The organism is Paractinoplanes brasiliensis (genome assembly GCF_004362215.1).
GTDB lineage: Bacteria > Actinomycetota > Actinomycetes > Mycobacteriales > Micromonosporaceae > Actinoplanes > Actinoplanes brasiliensis.
In genome coordinates, this window is the sequence record NZ_SNWR01000001.1 from 1,756,398 (window position 1) to 1,778,993 (window position 22,596).

The 22,596-nt window shown below is 71.0% G+C and carries 22 protein-coding genes; 10 read left to right on the plus strand and 12 right to left on the minus strand.

Annotated elements, in window-relative coordinates; all coding sequences use genetic code 11:
* Window positions 1-4: 4 nt before the first annotated feature.
* A complete protein-coding gene (locus tag C8E87_RS43535; RefSeq protein ID WP_166661108.1) occupies window positions 5-178 on the minus strand; it encodes a hypothetical protein in 174 nt (57 codons plus the stop codon).
* Window positions 179-344: 166 nt separating this feature from the next.
* On the opposite strand from C8E87_RS43535, the gene C8E87_RS07475 reads away from it, so the two are divergent.
* Entirely contained in the window at window positions 345-1,034 is a 690-nt protein-coding gene (locus C8E87_RS07475; RefSeq protein ID WP_133872407.1) for a DUF4191 domain-containing protein, read from the plus strand.
* A 99-nt stretch (window positions 1,035-1,133) separates the two neighbouring features.
* Here the strand turns inward: C8E87_RS07475 and C8E87_RS07480 are convergent, their stop codons facing one another.
* Window positions 1,134-1,523, minus strand: coding sequence for an RDD family protein (locus tag C8E87_RS07480; protein WP_133872408.1), 390 nt, complete (start codon window positions 1,521-1,523; stop codon window positions 1,134-1,136).
* 215 nt (window positions 1,524-1,738) lie between these two features.
* Here C8E87_RS07480 and glnA point away from each other — a divergent pair, with 215 nt between their 5' ends.
* The gene (gene glnA / locus C8E87_RS07485; protein WP_133872409.1) at window positions 1,739-3,163 is read left to right on the plus strand and encodes a type I glutamate--ammonia ligase; all 1,425 of its coding nucleotides are present in this window, start codon (window positions 1,739-1,741) and stop codon (window positions 3,161-3,163) included.
* 267 nt (window positions 3,164-3,430) lie between these two features.
* Here the strand turns inward: glnA and C8E87_RS07490 are convergent, their stop codons facing one another.
* On the minus strand, window positions 3,431-3,610 hold the full coding sequence (locus tag C8E87_RS07490) for a hypothetical protein (protein WP_133872410.1): 180 nt from the start codon (window positions 3,608-3,610) through the stop codon (window positions 3,431-3,433).
* A 19-nt stretch (window positions 3,611-3,629) separates the two neighbouring features.
* Here C8E87_RS07490 and C8E87_RS07495 point away from each other — a divergent pair, with 19 nt between their 5' ends.
* On the plus strand, window positions 3,630-4,340 hold the full coding sequence (locus tag C8E87_RS07495; protein ID WP_133872411.1) for a DUF427 domain-containing protein: 711 nt from the start codon (window positions 3,630-3,632) through the stop codon (window positions 4,338-4,340).
* A 286-nt stretch (window positions 4,341-4,626) separates the two neighbouring features.
* Here the strand turns inward: C8E87_RS07495 and C8E87_RS07500 are convergent, their stop codons facing one another.
* The gene (locus tag C8E87_RS07500) at window positions 4,627-4,923 is read right to left on the minus strand and encodes a GNAT family N-acetyltransferase (RefSeq protein ID WP_239080688.1); all 297 of its coding nucleotides are present in this window, start codon (window positions 4,921-4,923) and stop codon (window positions 4,627-4,629) included.
* 23 nt (window positions 4,924-4,946) lie between these two features.
* Between C8E87_RS07500 and C8E87_RS07505 the strand changes: the two genes are divergently transcribed.
* On the plus strand, window positions 4,947-5,417 hold the full coding sequence (locus tag C8E87_RS07505) for an MSMEG_6728 family protein (RefSeq protein ID WP_133872412.1): 471 nt from the start codon (window positions 4,947-4,949) through the stop codon (window positions 5,415-5,417).
* A gap of 58 nt (window positions 5,418-5,475) precedes the next feature.
* Entirely contained in the window at window positions 5,476-8,478 is a 3,003-nt protein-coding gene (locus C8E87_RS07510) for an AfsR/SARP family transcriptional regulator (protein WP_133872413.1), read from the plus strand.
* Here C8E87_RS07510 and C8E87_RS07515 read toward each other — a convergent pair whose 3' ends face one another.
* From C8E87_RS07515 to mptB, 3 genes are read right to left on the minus strand one after another with little or no spacing between them, the layout of a single operon-like run.
* Window positions 8,479-10,578 carry an esterase-like activity of phytase family protein gene (locus C8E87_RS07515; protein ID WP_133872414.1) on the minus strand — a complete coding sequence of 700 codons (2,100 nt, stop codon included), beginning with the start codon at window positions 10,576-10,578 and terminating at the stop codon, window positions 8,479-8,481. It lies immediately after the preceding gene.
* Between the two features lie 9 nt (window positions 10,579-10,587).
* Window positions 10,588-11,739, minus strand: coding sequence for a glycosyltransferase 87 family protein (locus C8E87_RS07520; protein WP_133872415.1), 1,152 nt, complete (start codon window positions 11,737-11,739; stop codon window positions 10,588-10,590).
* A complete protein-coding gene (mptB, locus tag C8E87_RS43540) occupies window positions 11,663-13,459 on the minus strand; it encodes a polyprenol phosphomannose-dependent alpha 1,6 mannosyltransferase MptB (protein ID WP_239080687.1) in 1,797 nt (598 codons plus the stop codon). The genes C8E87_RS07520 and mptB overlap by 77 nt, the downstream gene beginning before the upstream one ends.
* A 121-nt stretch (window positions 13,460-13,580) precedes the next feature.
* Here mptB and C8E87_RS07535 point away from each other — a divergent pair, with 121 nt between their 5' ends.
* A complete protein-coding gene (locus C8E87_RS07535; RefSeq protein ID WP_239080689.1) occupies window positions 13,581-15,287 on the plus strand; it encodes a hypothetical protein in 1,707 nt (568 codons plus the stop codon).
* A 111-nt stretch (window positions 15,288-15,398) separates the two neighbouring features.
* Here C8E87_RS07535 and C8E87_RS07540 read toward each other — a convergent pair whose 3' ends face one another.
* Entirely contained in the window at window positions 15,399-15,854 is a 456-nt protein-coding gene (locus C8E87_RS07540; protein ID WP_133872417.1) for an Lrp/AsnC family transcriptional regulator, read from the minus strand.
* A gap of 79 nt (window positions 15,855-15,933) precedes the next feature.
* On the opposite strand from C8E87_RS07540, the gene C8E87_RS07545 reads away from it, so the two are divergent.
* The gene (locus C8E87_RS07545; protein ID WP_133872418.1) at window positions 15,934-16,950 is read left to right on the plus strand and encodes a Glu/Leu/Phe/Val dehydrogenase dimerization domain-containing protein; all 1,017 of its coding nucleotides are present in this window, start codon (window positions 15,934-15,936) and stop codon (window positions 16,948-16,950) included.
* Here C8E87_RS07545 and C8E87_RS07550 read toward each other — a convergent pair.
* Both C8E87_RS07550 and C8E87_RS07555 read right to left on the minus strand, forming a co-directional pair.
* Entirely contained in the window at window positions 16,934-17,332 is a 399-nt protein-coding gene (locus C8E87_RS07550; RefSeq protein WP_133872419.1) for a hypothetical protein, read from the minus strand. The genes C8E87_RS07545 and C8E87_RS07550 overlap by 17 nt on opposite strands.
* Before the next feature lie 57 nt (window positions 17,333-17,389).
* Window positions 17,390-17,623 (minus strand): hypothetical protein, encoded by a 234-nt coding sequence (locus tag C8E87_RS07555; protein ID WP_166661110.1) that lies wholly within the window; start codon window positions 17,621-17,623, stop codon window positions 17,390-17,392.
* A 306-nt stretch (window positions 17,624-17,929) separates the two neighbouring features.
* Between C8E87_RS07555 and C8E87_RS07560 the strand changes: the two genes are divergently transcribed.
* The 3 genes from C8E87_RS07560 to C8E87_RS07570 are packed head-to-tail and all read left to right on the plus strand — an operon-like array spanning window position 17,930 to window position 19,359.
* Window positions 17,930-18,163, plus strand: a complete 234-nt coding sequence (locus C8E87_RS07560; protein WP_239080686.1) for a hypothetical protein — start codon at window positions 17,930-17,932, stop codon at window positions 18,161-18,163.
* Between the two features lie 31 nt (window positions 18,164-18,194).
* Window positions 18,195-19,076 (plus strand): helix-turn-helix domain-containing protein, encoded by an 882-nt coding sequence (locus C8E87_RS07565; RefSeq protein ID WP_133872421.1) that lies wholly within the window; start codon window positions 18,195-18,197, stop codon window positions 19,074-19,076.
* Between the two features lie 40 nt (window positions 19,077-19,116).
* The gene (locus C8E87_RS07570) at window positions 19,117-19,359 is read left to right on the plus strand and encodes a hypothetical protein (RefSeq protein WP_203720996.1); all 243 of its coding nucleotides are present in this window, start codon (window positions 19,117-19,119) and stop codon (window positions 19,357-19,359) included.
* Window positions 19,360-19,369: 10 nt separating this feature from the next.
* Here C8E87_RS07570 and C8E87_RS07575 read toward each other — a convergent pair whose 3' ends face one another.
* Window positions 19,370-19,567, minus strand: a complete 198-nt coding sequence (locus C8E87_RS07575; RefSeq protein ID WP_133872422.1) for a hypothetical protein — start codon at window positions 19,565-19,567, stop codon at window positions 19,370-19,372.
* A gap of 17 nt (window positions 19,568-19,584) precedes the next feature.
* On the minus strand, window positions 19,585-22,596 hold the full coding sequence (locus tag C8E87_RS07580) for a bifunctional [glutamine synthetase] adenylyltransferase/[glutamine synthetase]-adenylyl-L-tyrosine phosphorylase (RefSeq protein WP_166660992.1): 3,012 nt from the start codon (window positions 22,594-22,596) through the stop codon (window positions 19,585-19,587).

Sequence of the window (22,596 nt, forward strand, 5' to 3'; positions counted from 1 at the left end):
GCCGTCATACGACCGCGGCCCGGGCCGGCTGTTCCACCGCCCGCGACCGGCGTGGCCACCGGCCGAAGCGGCGTACCGGACCGGAACCGGCACGGCGGGGGGCGGCTTGACGGGCGAGCTCGTCCGCGTGCTGCCGCTGCAGGTCGAGCATCGTGTAGGGGTCGTTGTACGGAAACATCTGCTTCTCCCTCGAAGAGCCGTCGGTTGCTGACTTCGACTCTTCGCCGGAAGGCCCCGGCCCGGCATGGGGAAGCTGCCTCATCTTGGCCGCCCCACCCCCTTACGCATCGGGGGCGGCCTCCCGCCCCGCGTAAGACGTGCCCGCCCCACTACACTTTCGAGTTATGGCAAAACCCCAGGAGAAGGTGTCGTTCGGCACGCGCCTGAAGCAGATCGGTCAGGTGTTCTCGTTCACGGCAAAGCAGGACAAATGGTTCGTGCCGCTGCTGCTGGCGGCCGTGCTCATCCCGCTCGCCCTGACCGTCCTCCTGGTGATCCTGTTCGGCTGGATCTACCTGGCGATCGGCATCATGGTCACCCTGCTGGCCGCCGTGATCGTGCTCAACCTGCGGTCCAACGCCGCGATGATGAACGCGGCCGAGGGCCAGCCCGGCGCGGCCGCCTCGCTGATCGAGAACATGCGCGGTGACTGGCGGGTGCGTCCGGCCGCCGCGTCGACCACCCAGTTCGACATGGTGCACGTGGTGATCGGCCGGCCCGGCGTGATCCTGCTGGCCGAGGGCAACCCGCAGCGCGTCCGTGGCCTGCTCGGACAGGAAAAGCGCCGCCTGGCCAAGGTGATCGGCAACGCGCCGCTCTACGACTACGTGATCGGCGCCGACGAGGGCCAGCTGCCGGTCCGCAAGCTGCGCACCACGATGATGCGCCTGCCGCGAAACCTCACCGGCAAGGACGTCAACGCGCTCGACAAGCGTCTCGGCGCGCTCATGGCCCGCCCCCAGATGCCCAAGGGCGCGATCCCCAAGAACATGCGCCCGAGCAAGGGCGCGTTCCGCCAGCAGCGCCCTCGCTGACCACGATCAAGACCGTTTCCCCCGTACGCGACCAGGCGCGCGACGAGCGCATCGGCACTCGTCGCGGCCCTCACGGCGTACGGGGGAACGGTTTTGACTTCAGGGACGCTGGACCATGACCGACTTGGCGGCGCGATCGTGCAGGCCACGGCCGTCGCCGTCGTTGATCATCGCGGGGATCACGAGGGCCAGCAGCAGCGCCCGCACGATGGCCCGGGGTATGCCGATCGCGCCACCGTCCGTTATGGAGGTGCAGCGGATGCGGGCCAGAGCCATGCCCAGGGTCTGTCCGAACAGTCCGACGAAGAACGCGTGCGTCAGGACGAAGACGCCCAGCTGAGGCCACGGGTTGGCGCGCAGGTCGTCGACCAGCGCGGCCGCGATCACGGTGGCCACCGCCCAGTCGATGAACAGCGCCCCGAGCCGGCGGCCGAACGACGCCGTCAGCATCGTGCCGTGATCGAGCGCGCCGTCCGCCTTGCCAGCCATGCCACCAGCGTAACCGGGGCGGTTTCGGCGACCCGGCACACGGGCCCGTCCGGCGCGATAGCCTCGCCTGGCGAGTGTTGGTCACAGACGCCGTAACACGACGGAAACAATAGGGATACGCCTGGGCAACTCCCGCCCCATAGCGTCGCGACCAGCCTAGCCATGCGGCGGAACCACGCCGCCCCGGTATTGAAATCGTGTGCCAGGAGGACGTGTTGTTCGCCAATCCCGAGGAACTCCTGCGATACCTCAAGGACGAGGACGTCAAATTCGTCGACGTGCGGTTCTGTGACCTGCCCGGTGTCATGCAGCACTTCAACATGCCGGTCGAGTCGTTCGACGACAGTGTGGTGACCGACGGTCTCGCCTTCGACGGATCCTCGATCCGCGGGTTCCAGGCCATCCACGAGTCCGACATGATGCTGCTGCCGGACGTCACCACGGCCTTCGTCGACCCGTTCCGCATCCAGAAGACGCTGGCCCTCAACTTCTTCATCCACGACCCGTTCACGCGCGAGGCCTACTCGCGTGACCCGCGGAACGTGGCCAAGAAGGCCGAGACCTACCTGGCGTCCAGCGGCATCGCCGACACCGCCTACTTCGGCGCCGAGGCCGAGTTCTACATCTTCGACTCGATCCGCCACTCCACCGCCGCGCACCAGTCGTTCTACTACATCGACTCGATCGAGGGCGCCTGGAACTCCGGCCGCGAGGAGGAAGGCGGCAACCGCGGCTACAAGACCGCGTACAAGGGCGGCTACTTCCCCGTCGCGCCGGTCGACCACTACAGCGACCTGCGCGACGCCATGGTCCGCCGCATGATCGACGTCGGCTTCACCGTCGAGCGTTCGCACCACGAGGTCGGCACCGCCGGCCAGGCCGAGATCAACTACAAGTTCTCGACCCTGCTGCACGCCGGCGACCAGATGCAGATGTTCAAGTACATCATCAAGAACACCGCCTGGGAACACGGCAAGACCGCCACGTTCATGCCAAAGCCGCTGTTCGGCGACAACGGCTCGGGCATGCACACCCACCAGAGCCTCTGGCTCAACGGCGAGCCGCTGTTCTACGACGAGACCGGCTACGCGGGTCTGTCGGACACGGCCCGCTGGTACATCGGCGGCCTGCTGCACCACGCGCCCAGCCTGCTGGCGTTCACCAACCCGACGGTCAACTCGTACCGTCGCCTGGTGCCCGGCTACGAGGCCCCGGTCAACCTGGTCTACTCGCAGCGCAACCGCTCGGCCTGCACCCGCATCCCGGTCACGGGAAGCAACCCGAAGGCCAAGCGCGTCGAGTTCCGGGTGCCCGACCCGTCCTCGAACCCGTACCTGTCGTTCTCGGCCCAGATGATGGCCGGCCTCGACGGCATCAAGAACAAGATCGAGCCCCCGGCCCCGATCGACAAGGACCTGTACGACCTGCCGCCGGAGGAATGGGGCAGCGTCAAGCAGGTCCCCGGCTCGCTCGACGCGGTGCTCAACAGCCTCGAGAACGACCACGACTTCCTCACCGCGGGCGGCGTCTTCACCGACGACCTGATCTCCACCTGGATCGACTGGAAACGCGCCAACGAGATCGACCCGGTCCGCCTCCGCCCGACCCCCCACGAGTTCGAGATGTACTACAACGTCTGATCCCTGACGACGTCGCAAACGGCGGTCACGCCCGGCTCCGGCCGGCGTGGCCGCCGTTTCGCTGTTCGGGTGCTCCTGTCCGTCGTCGCGCTCGGTGCAGGCGTCGCCTCCGTCGTGTTCGCAGCGGACTCAGGCGTGCACGCGTCGTGCCCGGCCGTCGGGAACGTCCCGGTCGCGCGCTACGGCCCGGACAATCACGCGGGTCGCGAGGCGCCGCGGGTTCGGTGGAGGGTGGTGGCGGGAGGAGACCCGGCGTACGTCTGCGGTTCAGAGACGCACGGTGGCGACCTTCTCGTCCGAGGAGTTGCAGGCCTCGGCGGTAGGTGGGTCGGCTGAGGACCAGACAACGACGAGGCGGCCGTGGGCCGGGACGGGCAGAACGCGGCCCTCGACGCGGAGGGTGGTGATGTCGAGGGCGGCCAGCAAGGCGGCGGAACTGATCCACACGTGAGTGGAAGATAGAGGCATGTCTGAGTTCGAGCCGCCCGCGCCCGTTGTTGAGCGGACGCCGCGGCGGGTGCGGGTTCGCCTGGGTGGCACTGTGGTGGCTGACAGCAGCCGGGCGTGGCTGCTCGACGAGATCTCTGAGCGCGGGTTCCCGACCTACTTTGTGCCCTTCGAGGACGTGCGCGATGACGCGCTCGAGGAAGGCACGGCGGGCCGCTGGACGGTCGTCGCGGCGGGGCGGCGGGCGGCGGACGCGGCCTGGACGGATGACCGTTTCGAGCAGCTCAACGGGCATGTGACGTTCTCGTGGGAGTCGCTCGACTGGTACGAGGAGGACGAACAGGTCTTCGTGCACGCCAGGTCGCCGCGGCATCGGGTTGACGCCGTGCGCAGCTCGCGGCGGGTGCAGGTGTTCGTCGGCGGGGACGAGGTGGCGAACAGCACGCGGCCCGTGATCGTGTTCGAGACGTCGCTGCCGACGCGCTACTACCTGCCGTTCGCCGATGTGCGGAGCGAGCTGCTGACCGCGAGCGAGACCGTGACGCGATGCCCGTACAAGGGTGTGGCCCGTTACTGGTCGCACCCGGCGCTGGCCGACGCCGCGTGGAGCTACCCCGAGCCGATCCCCGAGATGCCGAAGATCCGGGACCTGGTCTGCTTCTTCAACGAGCGCGTCGACATCGTGCTGGACGGGGTGCCGCTGGAACGGCCGGTCAGCCCGTTCTCGTGAGAGCGTCGCCTCCGGCGTGGCCCACGCCCAACCTCCCCGGCCGACCCCGACGCGCGGCCTTTCACGGAGGCAAAGGGACTTCCGTCTCGGGTCGCTGTCATTGTTCGCTGGTTCCGGACGTCCAGGTCGCGCGGGGATCGACGCACGGGACAGCGGAGGGCCGATGACAGCCGACAGGAACGCGCTGCCCCTCCGAGCCGGCGACGGCCCTCACCACCGCCGACCTGGAACTGCCGGCCGAGAACTACGCCCGCGAGTGGCGCCGCGAAGCGAGGAGCCGGGCGAACTATTTGACGCGCCGGTGCTGACGGGCGACCACCTTGTCGTACTCGTGGTGCTCGTCGAGCCAGGAGCCGAGGAACGGGCAGATCGGCACCACGAGCCGGCCCTGGGCCACCGCGTCCTCCATGGCAGCCCGGGCCAGCTCGCCGCCGACGCCGTGGCCCTCGGCCTCGGGCTCCACCCGCGTGTGGGTGTAGGCGATCACGTTGCCGGTCAGCTGATAGGTGATCACCCCGAGCAGGGCGCCGTCGTCGTCCCGGGCCTCGAAGCGCTCCTTCTCGGGCACGTCCGCAATTCTCACCAGCCCACAGTAGCGTCGAGGGGGTGCAGACCTTCCTCCCGTACGCGGACTTCGTCGCCTCCGCCAAGGTGCTCGACGCCAAGCGGCTCGGCAAGCAGCGCGTCGAGACGGTGCAGGTGCTGCGGGGGCTGACCGTTCCCGGGTACGGGTGGCGGCACCACCCGGCCGTGAAGATGTGGCGGGGGTACGAGGAGGCGCTGGTGCGCTACGGCCTCGACATGGCCGACGTCTGGACAGCGACGGGCCGGGCCGACACCACCGCCGCGACGCTGCTGGCCGACCTCGGGACGGGGGCCGAGATCCGTACGCAGGAGGTTCTGGCGAAGGCGGGCGAGCTGCCACCGTGGCTGGGCGACCCGGCCGTGCACCACAGTCACCAGTCGGCGCTGCTGCGCAAGGACCCGGAGTTCTACCGTCCGCTGTTCGGCCCCGACGTCCCGGACGACTTGCCGTACTTGTGGCCGGCCTCGGACAGGGCGGGCCGCGAGCTGTAAGTACATCTGGCCCACGTCCGACGGGGCGGGCCGCGAGCTGTCGGGCAGAATCGTACGGGTGGAGATCGCGGTGCTCGGCCCGGTCGAGCTGTGCGGCCGCGCCGTTTCGGGGGCCCGCCTCGGCGCGCTCGTGACCCTGCTCGCCCTCGACGCCGGTCGGGTCGTGTCGGCGGACAGGCTGATCGACGGCGTGTGGGGCGAGCAGCCGCCGGCCGCCGCGGGCAACGCGTTGCAGGCGCTGGTGTCACGGCTGCGGCGGGCCGCCCCGGAACTCACCGTCGAGGCCACGCCGCACGGGTATCGGCTGGCCGTCGAGCCGGAGCAGGTGGACGCGCACGTCTTCGCCCGGCTGGCCCCCACCGATCCGGTCGCGGCGCTGCGGTTCTGGCGGGGTGACCTGGAGTTCCCCGAGGTGGCGCGGGCCGACGCCGTACGTCTGGAACGCCTGCGCCGCCAGGCGCTCAAGCAACGCCTCGCCGACGAACTCGGGAAGCGTCCGGTGCTGGGCGAGGTGGAGGCCCTGCTGACCGCCGACCCGCTCGACGAGTCGCTGGTGGCGCTGCAGATGCGGGCGCTGCGCGACGAGGGCGATCAGGGCCGGGCGCTCGAGGCGTACGAGTCGTTCCGTGCCCGCCTGGCCGACGAGCTGGGCGCCGACCCCTCGCCGGAGCTGCGGGAACTGCACCTGAAACTGCTGCGCGGCGAGACGAAGCGGGGCAACCTGCCCGCCGAGGTGAGCAGCTTCGTGGGCCGCGAGTCCGATGTGACCGCCGTACGGGATCTTTTGCGAAGCCACCGCCTGGTGACGTTGATCGGGCCGGGTGGTAGTGGCAAGACCCGTCTGTCGGTAGAGGCCGGGGCCGGGGTGCCGGGCGAGGTGTGGCGGGTCGAGCTGGCCCCGGTGACCGATCCGGCGGAGATTCCGCAGGCCATCCTGTCCGCCCTGGGCCGGCGCGGTCATGCCGTGCTGGACCGGCCGGGCCGCAGCGCGCGCACCGGCCTGCGGGAGGTGATCGCGGGCCGCACGATGCTGCTGATCCTCGACAACTGCGAGCATCTGATCGCCGGGGCGGCCGAGGTCGCCGACGAGTTGCTGCGGGCCGCTCCCACGCTGACGTTGCTGGCCACGAGCCGCGAGCCGCTGGGCATCGCGGGCGAACGGCTCTTTCCGGTCGAGCCGCTGGCCCTCCCGCCGGTGGGTGCGGCAGCGTCGTCCGCTTGCGCCTATCCCGCCGTACGCCTCCTGCTCGATCGCGCCGCGGGCTTCGTCCTCACCGAGGAGAACACCCCGGCCGCCGTACGGGTGTGCCGTGCGCTCGACGGCATGCCGCTCGCGATCGAGCTGGCCGCCGCCCGGCTGCGCACCCTGCCCGTGACCGTGCTGGCCGATCGCCTCGCCGACCGGTTCCGCCTGCTCACCGGGGGCAGCCGCACCGCGCTCCCCCGGCATCAGACGCTGCGCGCGGTGGTCGACTGGAGCTGGGATCTGCTCGGCGAACCCGAGCGGCGGCTGTGGCGGCGGTTCGCGCTGTTCCACGGCGGCGCCGAGCTGGCCGCGATCGAGCGGGTGTGCGGGGCCGATGTGGACACCGTGGCCGCCCTGGTCGACAAGTCGCTGCTCGTGCTCGGCCCCGACGGTCGTTACCGCATGCTCGAGACGATTCGCGAGTACGGCCTGGAGCGGCTGGCCGAGGCGGGCGAGTCGGAGTCGCAGCGGCTGGCGGTGACGCGCTGGCTGCTCGATCTGGCCGCGACGGCCGACCCGCACCTGCGCGACTCCGATCAGCTGGTGTGGCTGCCCCGCCTGGCCACCGAGCACGACAACATGCAGGCCTCGGTGCGGGCCGCGATCGACGCGGGCGACCGGGTCACGGCGGCGGCGTTGGTGGCCCGCCTGGGCTGGTACTGGTGGCTGAGCGGGCACCGGCCGGAGGGCGCCCAGCTGGCGGTCGAGGTCGCGGCGATGCCGGGCGACGCCGCCGACGAGGACGTGGCGCTGGTCCACACCTACGCGGCGATCAACGGCTTGGAAGGTGGGCTGCCGGTCGACCTGATCGAGATGAACTTCCGGGCGGCGCAGCGGCTGAGCGCCGGTCGCCTGCCGGAGCATCCGGCCCTGCGGCTGCTTCCGGCCCTGGCCGCGATGTTCGACGAGCGGGCCGCGCCGGGTGATGGCTTCGCGCTGATCGAGCCGCTGTTCGACGACCCCGATCCGTGGCTGCGGGCGGTGGCCAAGCTGTTCACGTCGCAGCTGCGGCTGAACTTCGGGCACAGCGCCGAGGTGGCCGAGGCCGAGATGCGGGAGGCGCTGGAGGGCTTCCGCACGATCGGTGAACGCTGGGGGCTGGGTTTCGCGCTCAGCGCTCTGGGCGACATGGCCGCGGCTCAGGGCGACTTCACCCGGGCGGTCAGCTGGCAACGCGAGGCGATCGCGCTGGTCCGCGAGGTCGGCATCCGTGAGGATCTGCCGCAGATGGTGGTCAAGCTGGCCCATCAGCTGTGGCTGGCCGGTGAGGCCGACGAGGCGCGGGCGACGCTCAAGCAGGCGCGGCAGGCGGCCGAGGAGGTCGACCTGCCCGAGGTGATCGCGTCGGTGGCGTACGGAACGGCGACGTTCGCCCGCATGGAGGGCGACCTCGAGGAGGCCCGCCGATGCATGGACGCGGCCGTCCACTGGATGCGCCACCCGTCCGCGCTGCCACAGTTCCGGGCGATGGCGTCGCACACCCGGGGGCTGATCGACGCCGCGGGCGGTGACCTGGCCGGGGCCCGGCGCAGCCACACCGACGCGGTGCGGACGGCGGTCGAGTCCCGGGACTCCCCGGTGATCGCGCTGACCCTGGTCGGGCTGGCCGAGCTCGAGCTGCGTGAGAACAACCCGGAACGGGCGGCTTTCCTGCTCGGGGCTTCCGATGCCGTACGGGGGTCGCGGGATCTGTCGGTGCCGGACGTCGACCGCATCACCGGCGAAGCCCGCGCCGCGCTGGGCGAGGCGGGCTTCGCATCGGCTTACCGACGGGCGTCCGGAACGACGATGTTCACCGCCGCCGAGCTGGTCTGACTACAGGACCCGGCCCAGGCGCAGGAAGACGGTCTCGCCGGTGGCGTCGTCGACGGCGTCGTTGTCGGTGACGGCGTACGTCCGCCCGTCACCGGCGATCGCGAGCCCTTCGACCTTGTCCTGCACCCAGCCGCGGTCCGCCCGCAGCAGCGGCAGCAGATCCTGGACCAGTCTCTTCCGGACGGTCGGGGCGCCGGTCCAGGACGCCGGCACGTCGAACTCGTAGATCTTCTTGATCGAGGCCTGGGGGCCGCGCTGGTTGTCGCGCTCGATGACCGCGAACGTGTTGCCGTCGACCGCGACCAGCTCGGACAGGCCGGTCCAGCCGGTCGGGGCGGTGTCGAGCGGGTAGAGCAGCCATGACCAGGCGCCACTTCCCAGGTCCAGCTTCCCGATCCGGACGACGTTCTGCGGGTCGGTCCGGAGCGGGCGCTGGACGGCGACCCACACGGCGTCGCCGGTCTCGGCCACGCCCTCGAAACCGTTGCCGGTGACGGCGGCCGCGATGTCGGCGGGCAGCGCGATCTCCTGCTGGACCCGGCCCTTCTCGTCCAGCCGCACCACCAGATCCGGCGCCTCACTGGCCAGCCAGTAACCGCCGGACTTGCGGGCCACGATGCCCTCGGCGTCGTAACCGACCGGTTGGCCGTTCTTGGTGACGGTCAGCTCCCGCACGATGGTGGCGGGCCGCGAACCGGTGCCGATCGTCAGGATCCGGGTCGGCGTGTACGCCGAGTCGGTCACCGAGACCAGCTGGGACCGCTTGCCCGGGACCGCGGACAGCCCCGACAACGTGCCGAACGGGATGGCGCGGGCGGAGACGATCGACGGGAACCCGCCGTGGCCGAGCCCGAAGATCTGCACCGAGCCGCGGATGTTGGCGTCCGGGATCTCCTCCTCGCTGGAGACCACGACGAGCCCGCGCGACGGCACGGCAACCACCCCTTCGGGACCGTTGGTGGTCGGCAGCAGCTGCCGGAACCTCGGCCGCCACGGGTTCGACACGTCGTAGACGGCGGTGAAGTTGCCGCGCTCGGAGTTGACGAACACGTACGGCGTAGGGCCGATCCGGGCGAACGCGACGTTCTCCACCTCGATGCCCTTGGCGTCGGAGCGTTTGTCCGGGTAGAGGCCGTGTTCGACGGCGATGTGCTCGAGCGTGTTGCCCGCGTCCCAGACGACCTTGCCGTCACGCGAGAAGATCGTCCAGCCGCGCGAGCCACCCTCGTAGTCGCCCTCGTTGGCCGACGCGAACATGTCGTCGTTGATCCAGGCGACGCCGTCCGGCTCCCGCTTGGCCGTGATCGTGCCGTCCAGGGTGATGGCGTCGTCATCCCTGGTGTCCACACCGGACACCGTGACCTGACCGGCCGGGAAGTGCTTGACGACCTTGCCGGAGCGGAGCGACACGATCGCGACGTGGTTGTTCTCCTGCAGCGAGACGACCGCCTCGTCGCGTGAGTTGATGCTCACGTACTCGGGCTCGGGGTCGGTCGGGGCGACCGCGGCCAGACCGGTGAGTTCGACCCGGGAGGCCGTCCAGGTCCTGGTGTCGATCACCGAGATGTAGCCGGCCGGGAGCTGCGGGATCGCGCCGTCGTCGACGTCCTCGTCGCGCTCGTTCTCGATCGCCACCGCGATGTAGCGGCCGCTCGGCGCGACCGCGACCGAGTCGGGCTGGCCGCCGAGGTCGATCTCCCGGAGCACCGTGCGGCTGCGGTCGTCGATCACGACCAGCTTGCCGGACGGGTCGGTGAAGCTCTCCCGCGTGTTCACGCCGGCCAGCAACAGGCGGCCAAGGTGCGCCACCGAGGTGGGCTCGCCGTCGAGGGCGAGGGTGCCGCCGGGCCGAGGCCGGCCGGGATCGGTGATGTCGACGAAGCCGAGACGCTTGCCCGGGCTGTCGGTGTAGACGACCGTGCGGCCGTCCGCGGTGACGGTGGAGATCTCGGCGGCGGCCGTGTCGCCGGCCGACGAGTTCAGATACGCGGGGAAGGTGGCCAGCCGCCGGAACTCCGGACCGGGCTCGTGGGCGGCGGCCGGCGTGGCGAGGAAGGTGGCGGCCAAGCCGGCAAGGGCGACAGCCGAACGTTTGCGCATGCGCTCTGACTACGTGAGGATCTTGTCCGGTTCATGGACTTTCGTTGAACGACGGGTGCCGATGGGTGTCCAGATCAGCAGGGCCAGGCTGAACCAGACGTACAGGTTGCCGCCGATCAGCTCCAGCGGCGGGCGGGGGCGCCGCTCCCACAGCCAGGTGAGCCGGCTGGTCATCAGCACGTACGCGGACCAGCCCAGGATCTTGTGGTTGCGGGTGCCCAGGTCGATGCAGCGGACGATCGCCGGGAGCAGCCAGACACAGTGGTGGATCCAGGTGACCGGGCTGATCAGGCAGCCGACGACGCCGGTCAGCGCGAGCCCGCCCATGATGTCGTCGCGTTCCCGGGACACCCGCCACGCCCAGAACGCCAGGGTGAGCAGCACGCAGACCAGCCACACCCTCGACTCGACTTGCGGGATCGGCAGCCGGGCCAGGAAACCGCGCTCGGACTGGTTGGACAAATAGGACAGGACGCCGACCCGGTTGGTGTCCCACAGGGCCGAGGTCCAGAACTCGCGGGACTCGTCCGGGAAGATCGCCGCGGCCAGCAGGGTGGCGCCGGCCGCCGTGCCACTCGCGGTCGCGGCGGCCCGCCAGCGCCGGGTGACCAGCAGGTACACGATGAAGATGCCGGGCGTCAGCTTGATCGCGGTGGCCAGCCCGATGCCGACGCCGGCCCACTTGCGCCCGCGGGACAGGCCCAGCAGCATGTCGCCGGCCACGAGCGTGAGCAGCAGCGTGTTGACCTGGCCGAACGTGATCGTCTCGCGGACCGGCTCGAACGAGATCGCCAGGCACACCGCGATCCCGTACGCGAACCAGACCGGCCGGGCCTGCCGGCGGATCAGGTCGCCCGCGAACCACCAGATCAGCAGCGCCGTGGTCAGCACCGTGGCGACGACGGCGATCACCACCACGGCGCCGAACGGCAGGAACGCCATCGGGGCCATGACCAGGCCCGCGAACGGCGGATAGGTGAAGCCGTACGGGGTGTTGGGGCGCAACCAGTCGTAGACCATGCCGCCGTCGCCGCGGAACCAGTACTGGATCGCGCCGTAGTAGACCTTGGAGTCGAAGTACGCGTTACGCGTCTCGGCGAGATAGACGATCAGAAAGGTGACCAGTCCCGCCGCCGCCAGCAGCCCGATTTTTCGCTTCATGCACCGATTTCCAGGCAAAGTAGATGATCAATGCTGTCATGAAGACCGCGCCCTGGGTCTTCACGGCCAGCGCCAGGTTGTAGCCGTCCGGCAGGCACAGCGCGGACGCCACCGCGCAGGGCACGACCAGCCAGGTCAGCCGGCCCTGCCAGGTGGCGGCCAGGACGGCGAGGGGCCACAGGGCGTACCAGGGGTGAAAAACCGGCGCCAGCAGAACGGTCGCGGCGAGGGCGTAACCGGCGTACAGCAGCGGGTCGCGGGTGCGGGCTACGGGCGTCGCGGTGGACGTTGTGGACGTTGTGGGCGTTGTGGCGGTGCGGGCCCGCCACCAGAGCACCACCAGCAGGACCGCGAGCACCCCCAGGCCCAGCACCCGCGTGACCGCCACGGCATCGGGGCCGACCAGGCCGATCGTCATCCCGACCGCCGTCGGCGGGGACGTCCACTGCACCGACTTCCCGCTGCCGCTGAGGGCCGTGACCCACCCGAAGCCCCGCCCGCTGACGAGCGAGGCCGCCGCCAGCCCGAACACCAACCCCGCGACAAGCGCCCCTGCCCGCGCCGCTTGCCTCGCGTGTTCAGCCATCCCGAACCCCCACCACCAGGGGCAGGCGCCGAGACTACCGCCGTGGGCTTCTTGCGGCGTCGCGTTATCCACAGGCCCACTTCGGCCACCCCGGGATTGTGGACCACTGCCGAAGACCAGCAGAACCGCAAACGGGGCCACGACCAGGGCGGTTGCCTTCACGGCGACCGCCAGCCCGATGAGGAGGCCGGCTGTCCACGCGGCGAGATTGGCACGTTGGTGTTCGGCTTGCCGGGGGGTGAGCGCTTTCCCGTCGGTGCGCGGCTGGGAGTCGGCCTGCGGGCCGGCTCCGGCGCTCGGCTGCGCGTCGGCTCCGGCCCGCGGCTGCAAGTCGGCTCCGGCCCGCGGCTGCAAGTCGACTCCGGCCCGCGGCTGCAAGTCGACTCCGGTGCGGGGCTGCGAATCGGTTACGGTGCGCGCCTGGGGGCCGACTCCCGCGCGTACAGCCAGCGCCAGACCCGCCGTCATCAAGCCGATCATCAGGGCGTCGTTGTGGGCGCCCGAGATCAAGTGGATCGGCACGAGCGGGCACGCCAGCACCAGCCACGCCGCCCGGCCGAGCGGCACCCCACCGCGGCGGGCCAGCACCGGCAGGGCCACCGCGATCAGGGCGACCCCGAACAGGGCGATCACCCGCAGTCCGATCAGCGTGCCGGTCAGGCCGCCGGTCTGCGCCGCGACCCCGGCCAGCACCAGGAACAACGGGCCGTAGGGGGCAGGGGCGTCACGCCACGTCGGCGCCACGGCGTCGGCCCAGGGGCAACCCAAGAGATCAACACCGCCCGCGTACGGGTCCAGGCCCGCCCCCTGCTGCCAGCCCTGACACGCGTACGAGTAGGCGTCGTAGCTACCCAGCGGAAGGAACGCGAGCAGCGGCGCCATCCACAGGAGCGCGGTGACGTACGACCAGCGCGCGGTCTTCTGCAGCCGGACGCCCAGAACCCAAGCAGCGATCAGCAGCCCCGTGCCGGCCAGCCAGGAGACCGGCAGCAGCACACCGTTGTCACCCGCGAAGATCGTGCCCGGGGTGATCGTCGGCTGCCACGGGTTCGTCGCGCCGCCGAGCCACGCCGCGACCGCCAGGGCCAAGCTGCCGGCGAGGCCCCCATAGCGGACGACGGCGGGGCGGGGCATGGCGAGCACACTACCGTGCGTACGGGTAGGGTCTTGGCGCGTGTGGGCTCGGCACCGGCTGGAGTGGTTCACCGCCGTCGGGGCGGCGGCACTCGGCGTCGTCTACCTGCTGCTCCCGCCGATGGGCTCCGACCTGGCCGCGCAGCAGGCCCGGGCCGACTTCTTCGCCCGCCACGGCTACACGCCGGTGGACCTCCGCTGGTACGCCGGCGTCGACCAGCTCGGGTACAGCCTGACCTCACAGCCCGTGATGGCCCTGCTGGGCGTCCGCGTCACCGGCGCCCTCAGCCTCGTGGCCGCTTCGGTGCTGTTCGCCCTCCTGCTGCGCCGTACCCACGCGCCACGCCCGCTGCTGGGAGCCGTGGTGGGCACGTTCTGCATCGCCGGAAATCTGGTGAGCGGCCGGGTCACCTACGGCCTCGGCGTCGCCCTGGGCCTGGCTGCCCTGCTGGCCCTGACCACTCCGCGCCGCCGCTGGCTCCCACCGGTGTTGGCGCTGCTGGCCGGGCTGACGAGCCCGGTGGCCGCCCTCTTTCTGGGCCTCTGCGGCGTGGCGCTCGCCCTCTCGCTTCGTCGCCCACCCGCGCCAGGCGCCTCCCCCGCGATCGCACGACCCAGCGCCGAGATCTCTGAGATTGCTGCGGCGGCGCCGCCCACCACCGCGTCATCAGCCCTCGGTCTCTCCCCCGCCGGCGCCGGTCTGCTCCTGGCGGTGCCCGCGGCGGTTCCCCTCATCCTCAACGCGTTGTTCTTCGGGGACGGCGGCTGGATGAACATCAGCCGCAACGACACCGTACGGGCGGTAGTCGCCGCACTCGTCGTGGCGGCGCTGGTCCCGAGACGTCCCGTTCGCATCGGCGGCGTCCTGGCGGCTGGGGGTGTGCTGGCCGCCGCGCTCGTCCACACGCCGGTCGGGCTCAACGCGACCCGCCTGGCCGTCATGTTCACGCTGCCGCTGCTGGCAGGGTACGCGGCGCTGCCCCGGCCCGGCGGTCCGCAACCCGGCGACACGCGACCCGGTTCGCAACCCGACGTCTCACGTCCCGGTTCGGAACCCGGCGACTCGCGACCCGGTTCGCAACCCGACGTCTCACGTCCCGGTTCGCAACCCGGCGACTCGCGACCCGGTTCGCGGCCCTTGCCCGTCTGGGCCGTGATCGGGCTGCTGGTTGTGGCCGGGTGGTGGCAGCCGCCAGTGGTCACCGGCGATCTGCGGGACATCGGCAACCCGACGGCCGACGCGTCCTACTTCCGCCCGCTGCTCGACCGCCTCGCCCGGGAGCAGCTGACCGGGCGGGTCGAGATCCCGGCCACGCGCGCCTACTGGGAGGCCGCGCACATGGGTGACGTTCCGCTGGCCCGGGGCTGGCTGCGGCAAGCCGACATCGACCGCAACCCGCTCTTCTTCGACAAGATCCCTGGGGCTGACGGCACCGGTGTTCCGCTCACGGCCGACACCTACCGCCGCTGGCTGGACGAGCTGGCCGTGCAGTTCGTGGCCGTTCCCAGCGCCGAGCTCACGTGGTCGGGCCGCCCGGAAGCCGCCCTGGTCACCGCGGGGCTGCCCTATCTGACCGAGGTCTGGTCGAGCCCCGGCTGGCGGCTGTTCGCGGTCGCCGACGCCCGCCCGATCGTCGCCGCCCCGGCCACGCTGACCGGCCACGACGCGGCTTCGGTGACGCTCAGCACCCCGTCCGCGGGCGATTTCCCGGTACGGGTGAGGTGGAACCGCTGGTTGACAGTGACCGACGGCGCCTCGCTGCGGCGGGACGGCGACTGGCTCGTCGTCCGGGTTCCGGGGCCGGGCCGTTACACGGTCAGCAGCTGAGCCACCCACGTCAGCCGGAGGCCGCGCTATGGGCCTGGACCACCGGCTGGGTCGCGAGGAGCTGCGGGGGCGGTGCTGCTGCTTTTGCCGGCGGCGACGACGCGTACGGGATCAGTTGATTTCTTCGAGGACGCGGTTGCGGGCGTGCTGGTAGATCACCGAGCTGCGGAAGCCGACGATCTCGCGGCGGGCGCTGAACCTGTCCATGAGGAAGGCGTGCAGGGCGTCGACGCTGGGGACGCCGACGTGGACGAGCAGGTCGTCGCCGCCCGCGACGACGAAGACCGAGATGACCTCGGGAAGGCCGCCGATGTAGGACTTCAGGTTCTCGATCACTTCGCGGCTCATCGGGCGCACCTGGACGTGCAGGAACGCCTGGACGTGGCGGTTGAGCGCGGCCAGGCTGATCTCGGCGTGGTAACCGGTGATCACGCCGCGGTCGCGGAGCAGCCGGACGCGTTCGAGGCAGGTCGACGGTGCGATGCCGACCGCGCGGGCCAGGTCACGGTTGGTCTGCCGGGCGTTCGCCTGCAATTCCCGCACGATCGCCGAATCAATGTCGTCCACGGGGACACCTTTCGGGGCTGCTGCCGAACGTCGTTCGGTGAGCGGTCCGGACAGTTGGGCATGCGCCTACTTTCAAATCATGTTCTCGCACGAACGGATCATCATTCGGCGCGGCCCCGAGTCCGGGCTGCCCATCATCGTGGCCGTGCATTCGACGGCCCTCGGCCAGGCGCTCGGCGGGTGCCGGTTCAAGCCGTACGCCGACTGGCGTGACGGCCTCGCCGACGCGCTGCGGCTCTCCACCGCCATGACCGCCAAGTGCGCGCTGGCCGGCCTGCCCAACGGCGGTGGCAAAACCGTGATCGTCGGGGATCGGAGTCGTGGCGAAGCCGCTCTGCACGACGTCGGCGCCGTGATCGAGGAGCTGGGCGGCAGCTATGCGACCGGCCCCGACGTCGGCACCGGCCCCGACGACATGGTGACGATCGGCGCCCGTACGAGTCACGTCTTCTGCCGTCCGGTCGCCGCCGGGGGCAGTGGGGACTCCTCCCCCGGCACCGCCGTCGGCACGGTGGCCGCGCTCCGGGCGGTGTGCGAGGCGCAGTTCGGCTCGCCCGACCTCGCGAGGCGCAGCTTCTCGGTGCTGGGGCTGGGCCGGGTCGGCGGCCGGGTCGCGCGGCTGCTCGCCGAGACGGGCGCGAAACTGCTGGTCACCGACGTCGACCCGGCGAAGCGCGCGCTGGCCGACGAGCTCGGAGCGGGTTGGGTGACGCCGGACGAGGGCCTCACCGCCGCCGTCGACGTGGTCGTCCCGGCCGCGCTGGGCGGCGTGCTGACCCCGGCCTCGGTGGCCGCGCTGCGCTGCTCGGCGGTGGCAGGGCCGGCCAACAACCAACTGGACGCCGAGCCGACGGCCGACCTGCTGCACGCGCGCGGCATCCTGTGGGCGCCCGACTACGTGGTCAGTGCGGGCGGAGTCATCAGCGCCACCGCCGCCGAGCTGCGCCACGAGACCCCGGCGCAGGTGGCGGCGCGTCTCGACGGCATCGCGGGCACGCTGGCCGGGGTGTTCGCCGCCGCCCGCCGGGACGACGTCACCCCGGCCGCTGCCGCCGCCGCCGAGGCCCGCCGACGGGTCCTCACTCCCCCGGGCTGACCGGTTCGACCCTTTCGTACGAGTGGTTCAGCGGCGCTTGATCAAGCGGCGCGTCGCCTGGCGTGTGGTTCAGCGGCGCGTCGCCCGGCATGTCGGCGAAATGGGCGTTGAGGTGGGCGTACGGGTTGCGTCGGGGGTCGCGGGCCTCGCGGGCGATCCGGCGCTCCTGCCGCCGCAGGGTCACGGCGAGCCGCAGCGCCGACCACAGGCGCAGCCGGCGCGAGGAGTCGACGGCCGCCAGCACCCGGGCCAGCGCCTCCCTTTCCCGCTCGGGCACGCAGGTGAGCACGATGATCAGGGGCAGGACGGCCGCCACGATCTCGCTGAGGACGAACAACAACACCAGCAGGGCGACGATCCCGGCGAGCACGGACAAGGTCATCGACGTTCTCCTGTCCTGAGAAGCAAGGGTCCTACTCACTGTCCTGACGGACAAACCTCACTGAGCGTTCAAAGCCGCCATCGCGACGAGGACAAGCGCGATCACGACGGCCATCGAGACGACGGCGATCCCCGCGGCCGCCTGGAGCAGCGCGCCGAGAGGCATGAAGGCCTTGCGCAGCGAACGCATGATGCGCAGGGCGACCAGAAGCGACACGGCGGCGAGTGCCAGATACACGAGGGGCGGGGCCGAACGAACCGTCTCGAGGAGGCCGGCGTTCGCGCTCGCCATGGAAGCGGTGAAGGAAATGTGCATGGTCGACCTCCGGTTCAGGCCGCATATCCACCAGTGAGGGCCTGACCCCGTCGTCGAACGTCGGGACGAACACTAAGTGAAGCCGAACCGGCTTTCTGTGTTATCTCTCCGTGACCCCTAGCTATGAATATCCATGGCTATGCAGTCTGCCGCAAGTGTGAGCCGACTACGTGAATAGAATTTTTCCAGACTCACGACGGACTACCGGGAGAACAACCTTTGTGTTTGCATAAGATATGCGCCGGTACCGTATGACCATCGGGTCTGCTGTATCGTTCTCCCGTGACAAAACAACCTTTAACGGTCGTTCAGGATGCAGCGCCGCAACTGACTCTCGTCACGACGCTCTGTGGCGGTGGCACCTGCCCGACTGTCTACCGCACCGATCGCAACACGTTCGTGGTGCAGGGATATACCGTGACCGCCGAGGCCGCCGGGTTGGACCTGCCGGCCGGCGAGCAGTTGGTCGAGATTCCGGCCGAGCTCCTCGCCGAGGCGGTGAAGGCAAGCACCTGATCAACACGTCCACCGATGGAAGGGGCGGGACATGACCGACTCGCCCTACTTCCCCGAGAACACCGACGAACCCGTCGGCGCAGTGCTGGCCCGGCGGCGTAAGAGCCTGAAGATCCCGGGCCAGGTGCTCGGTGAACGGGTCGGCATGAGCCAGGCCAAGATCTCCCGTCTGGAGACCGGCAAGTCCACGCCCGATCCGTCCGACGTCCGTCTCATTGCCGAAGCCCTCGCGCTGCCCGATGTCGAGGTGGACAGGCTGGCCGCGCTGGCCGAACGATCCAGCAATCAGCTCGTCGACTGGCATTCGACCGAGGCCGGCCTGCAGAACAGGCAGAATCGCGTGCGCCACCTCGAGACCGCCGTGCGGGAGGTCCGGACGTTCCAGCCCGCGGTTGTCGTCGGACTGCTGCAGACCAGCGAATACGCCCGGGCGATCTTGACCGCGCTACGCACCAGCTTGGACGACGACGAGATCGCCGATTCCGCCCTGGCCGTCTCGGAGGCCGTGTCCACCCGGTTGCAGCGCAGCGAGATGCTGTACGAAGCCGGACGGTCGTTCACCTTCATCATGACCGAAGCGGTGCTGCGGAATCAGGTGTGCCCGGCGGCGGACATGGTCGCCCAGATCGGCCGGCTGCGCGAGGTGGCTCAGCTGCCCAACGTCCGGCTCCTGATCATTCCGGAGAACGTCGAGCTGAGCATCGCGCCGTTTCACGGGTTCGAGCTCATGGGCGACAGGTACGTGATGGTCGACCTCTTCAACACCACGATCGGGTCGGACGGCAGGCACACCATCCGCCTCTACCAGCGTGTTTTCGACACCCTGGAAGCGATGGCGACCTCGGACATCGACACCATGCTGGACGCCCACCAGTACCGCTACATCCGGATGCTACCCGGCGCTGTCGCCTGACACGTTGTAACGACGGTGTTTCCGTCCGTACCGTGGGGTCATGACGACCCATGAGGATTCAGGCACAACGGCCGCCCCGGATCGCCATCCGCAGATCCTGGCGAGCGAGTGTGGAGGCGGTTCCTGCCCCACCGTCTACGCCACCGGCGGGGAGACGGTTGTTGTGCAGGGTTACGTGGTGGACGGCCACGCCGGAGTCGAGGTGCCCGACGGCGAGCGCCTCGTCGAAATTCCGACCGAGGTGTTGCTCGCCGCGGCCGACGCTGTTCGTAACAGGGCCTGAGACAAGGGCGTCACCAGGCGAAACGACGCCGCTTCTTCTTCTGGCCGCGCAGGCCGCCGAGGAAGTCGGCACCTTCCCGCAACATCCTGCTGCCGCGGCTCGGGCCCTTCTTGGCCTCCAGCCGTTCGCTGAGCTTTCGTGCGCCCGCCGCCGCGAGCGGGACAGCCACGGCCATGATCGCAAAGCGCTTCACCATGTTGAACACCATGGGATACACATACCCACTCAGGACTCGAGCACACGTTCCATCGCCGCCCGGGAACGGCGGGTCACGCGCAGGTAGCGGTCGACGAACTCGCCCGGGTCGCCGCCGCCCAGCAACTGCACCACACCGGCCAGCTCGACACCGTGGCGGGGCAGCTGGTCGGTGGGGCGCCCCCGCACCAGGGTCAGCGCGTTGCGAACCTGGGCGGCCAAGGTCCATCCGGCGGTCATCGCGGCCGCGTCGGCCTTCGCGACCAGTCCGGCGACGACGGCGGCGTCGAGAGCCTCGAGCGTACGGGTCTTGCGCAGCTCGGTCTCCGCGTACGCGTGCCGCAGTTGCACCAGCTGGATTGCCCACTCCACGTCGGACAGGCCACCGCGCCCCAGCTTGGTGTGGGTGTGCGGGTCGGCGTTGCGGGGCAGCCGCTCCACTTCGACGCGGGCCTTGATGCGCCGGATCTCGACCACCTGTTCGCGGGTCAGTCCGCCCTCGGGGTAACGCATCTTGTCGGCCAGTTCCTCGAAGCGCCGGCCCAGCTCGGCGTCGCCGCAGACAAAACGGGCCCGCAGCAGCGCCTGGGCCTCCCAGACCCGCGACCAGCGGGCGTAATACTGCTGGTACGCGGCGAGGCTGCGGACGAGGGGCCCCTGCCGGCCCTCGGGGCGCAGGTCGGCGTCGATGCCCAGCTCGGGGTCGGGCGCGGGGGCGGTCAGCGCTTTGCGCAGCTGCTCGGCGATCGCCAGCGACGCCGCCGAGGACTCGTTGTCGGGGGCGCCGGGCGCCGGCTCGAAGACGAACAGCACGTCGGCGTCGGAGGGGTAGCTCATCTCGTACCCGCCGAGCCGGCCCATGCCGATGATCGCGAACCTGAGGCCGTCGGGGCCGGGATGGGCGCGCCGGGCCACGGCGAGAGCGGCGTTCAGCGTGGCGTCGGTGACGTCGGAGAGGGCGATGCCGATCGCGTTGACGTCGAGCGGCTCGGCCGGGGCCAGCTCACCCGCCCGGCTGAGAATGTCGGCGCAGGCCAGCCGGAACAGCTCACGCCGGCGCCGGGCCCGGACGGCCGCGATCGCCTTCACCGGGTCCTCCGGGTAGCGCCCGGCTGCGGCTCGGAACCCGTCGAGCAGCGACTCGCGCGAGCGGGGCAGCAGCTCGGCGTCGTCGGCGAGCAGGCGCAGCGCCTCGGGGTCGCGGGTGAGCAGGTCGGTCGCGTACCGGGAGAGGCTGAGCACGCGGGCCAGCCGGCGCGCCACCGGGCCACCGTCGCGCAGCAGCCGCAGATACCACGGCGTGGAGCCGAGTTTGTCGGAGACGTGGCGATAGTTGAGCAGGCCGCGGTCGGGCTCGGGGGCGTCAGCGAACTCCTGCAGCAGCATCGGCAGCAGCGTGCGCTGGATCGCCGAGGTGCGGGTGACGCCGCCGGTCAGCGCCTGCAGGTGGCGCAGCGCCGCGGCCGGGTCGGCGAAACCCAGCACCTCGAGACGGCGGCCGGCCGACTCGGGGGTCATACGCAGCGCCTCGGCCGGCACCCGGGCCACGGCCTCCAGCAGCGGCTGGTAGAGCAGCTTGACGTGCAGGCGGCGGACCTGAGCGGCGTGGCCCACCCAGTCGGAGCGGAACGCCTCGACGGCGTCGCGCCCGGGCAGGGCGGTGTAGCCCAGGGAGGCCGCCAGCCAGCGCAGACCGGCCGGGTCGTCGGGCACGGTGTGCGTACGCCGAAGCTGTTGCAGTTGCAGGCGATGCTCGACACTCCGCAGGAACCGGTAGCCGCGCAGCAGGGTCTCGCCGTCCTCGCGGCCCACGTAACCCCCGGTGACCAGCGCTCGCAGCGCCGGAATAGTGCCCGGCTGCCGCAGGGTCTCGTCGACCCGGCCGTGCACGAGCTGCAACAGCTGGACGGCGAACTCGATGTCGCGCAGCCCCCCGGGACCCCGTTTGATCTCGCGGTCGAGCAGGTCCGCCGGCACATTGTCGATGATCTTGCGGCGCATGTCGCGGACGTCGGGAACCGCCTCGGGCCGCTCGGCCGCGTGCCAGACCAGCGGGGCCAGGTCCTCGATCCAGCGGCGGCCCAGGGCCAGGTCACCGGCGGCGGGACGGGCCTTCAGCAGCGCCTGGAACTCCCACGTGCGGGCCCAGCGGCGGTAGTAGGCCTCATGGCTGGCCAGGGTGCGCACCAGCGGGCCGCGGCTGCCCTCGGGACGCAGCGAGGCATCGACCGGCCAGGCGACCATGCCGCAGATCTCGATCAGCCGGGCGGCGACGATCGTGCCGGCGCTCAGGTCGTCGTCGGAGTCGGCCACGAAGATGACGTCCACGTCGGAGACGTAGTTGAGCTCGTTGCCGCCGCACTTGCCCATCGCGACCACGGCCAGGCTCGGCTCGGCTGCCGAGGCGGGCAGACCGGCCACGGCGATCGCGTACGCCGCGGCAAGCGTCTCGTCGGCCAGGCGTGACAGGGCGGCCATGGTCGGCTCGAGTCCCCGCCCGCCGGTCAGATCGGCCGCGGCGATACGCAGCAGCGACACCCGGTAGGCCCGGCGCAGCGCGGGCACGCTCGGCTGGTCGCTGTCGAGTTCGAGGTGGCCCTCGGCGTTGGGCGGCAGGCCCGTCGGCCCGGTGGCCAGCACCTGCCAATCCCCCGGATGGGCGACCAGGTGGTCACCGAGCGCCGACGAGGCCCCGAGCACGGCCACCAGCCGCCGGCGCAACCCCGGGTCCGCCGCGAGCGCGCCGATCAGCGCCTCGGTGGCCTCGTTGGAGGCGATCTCGCCGCCCGGGCCGATGACCGGGCCGCCGTTGCCGCGCGCGGCCGCCCGGCCCGCCGCGTCGACCAGCCGGTGCAGCTGGCGCAGCGCCAGATTGGGGTCGGCCGCGCGGGACAACGAGCTGAGCACCTCGGCCGCGTCGGCGCCGACCGGGGCCTGCGCCTCCGGGTCCCACAACCGCAGGCCGGTCGGGCCGAGCAGATCGGCAACGCGGGCGCCGTTGTCGGCGAACCCGTACCGGGCGAGCCGGCTGGGCCGGGTCAC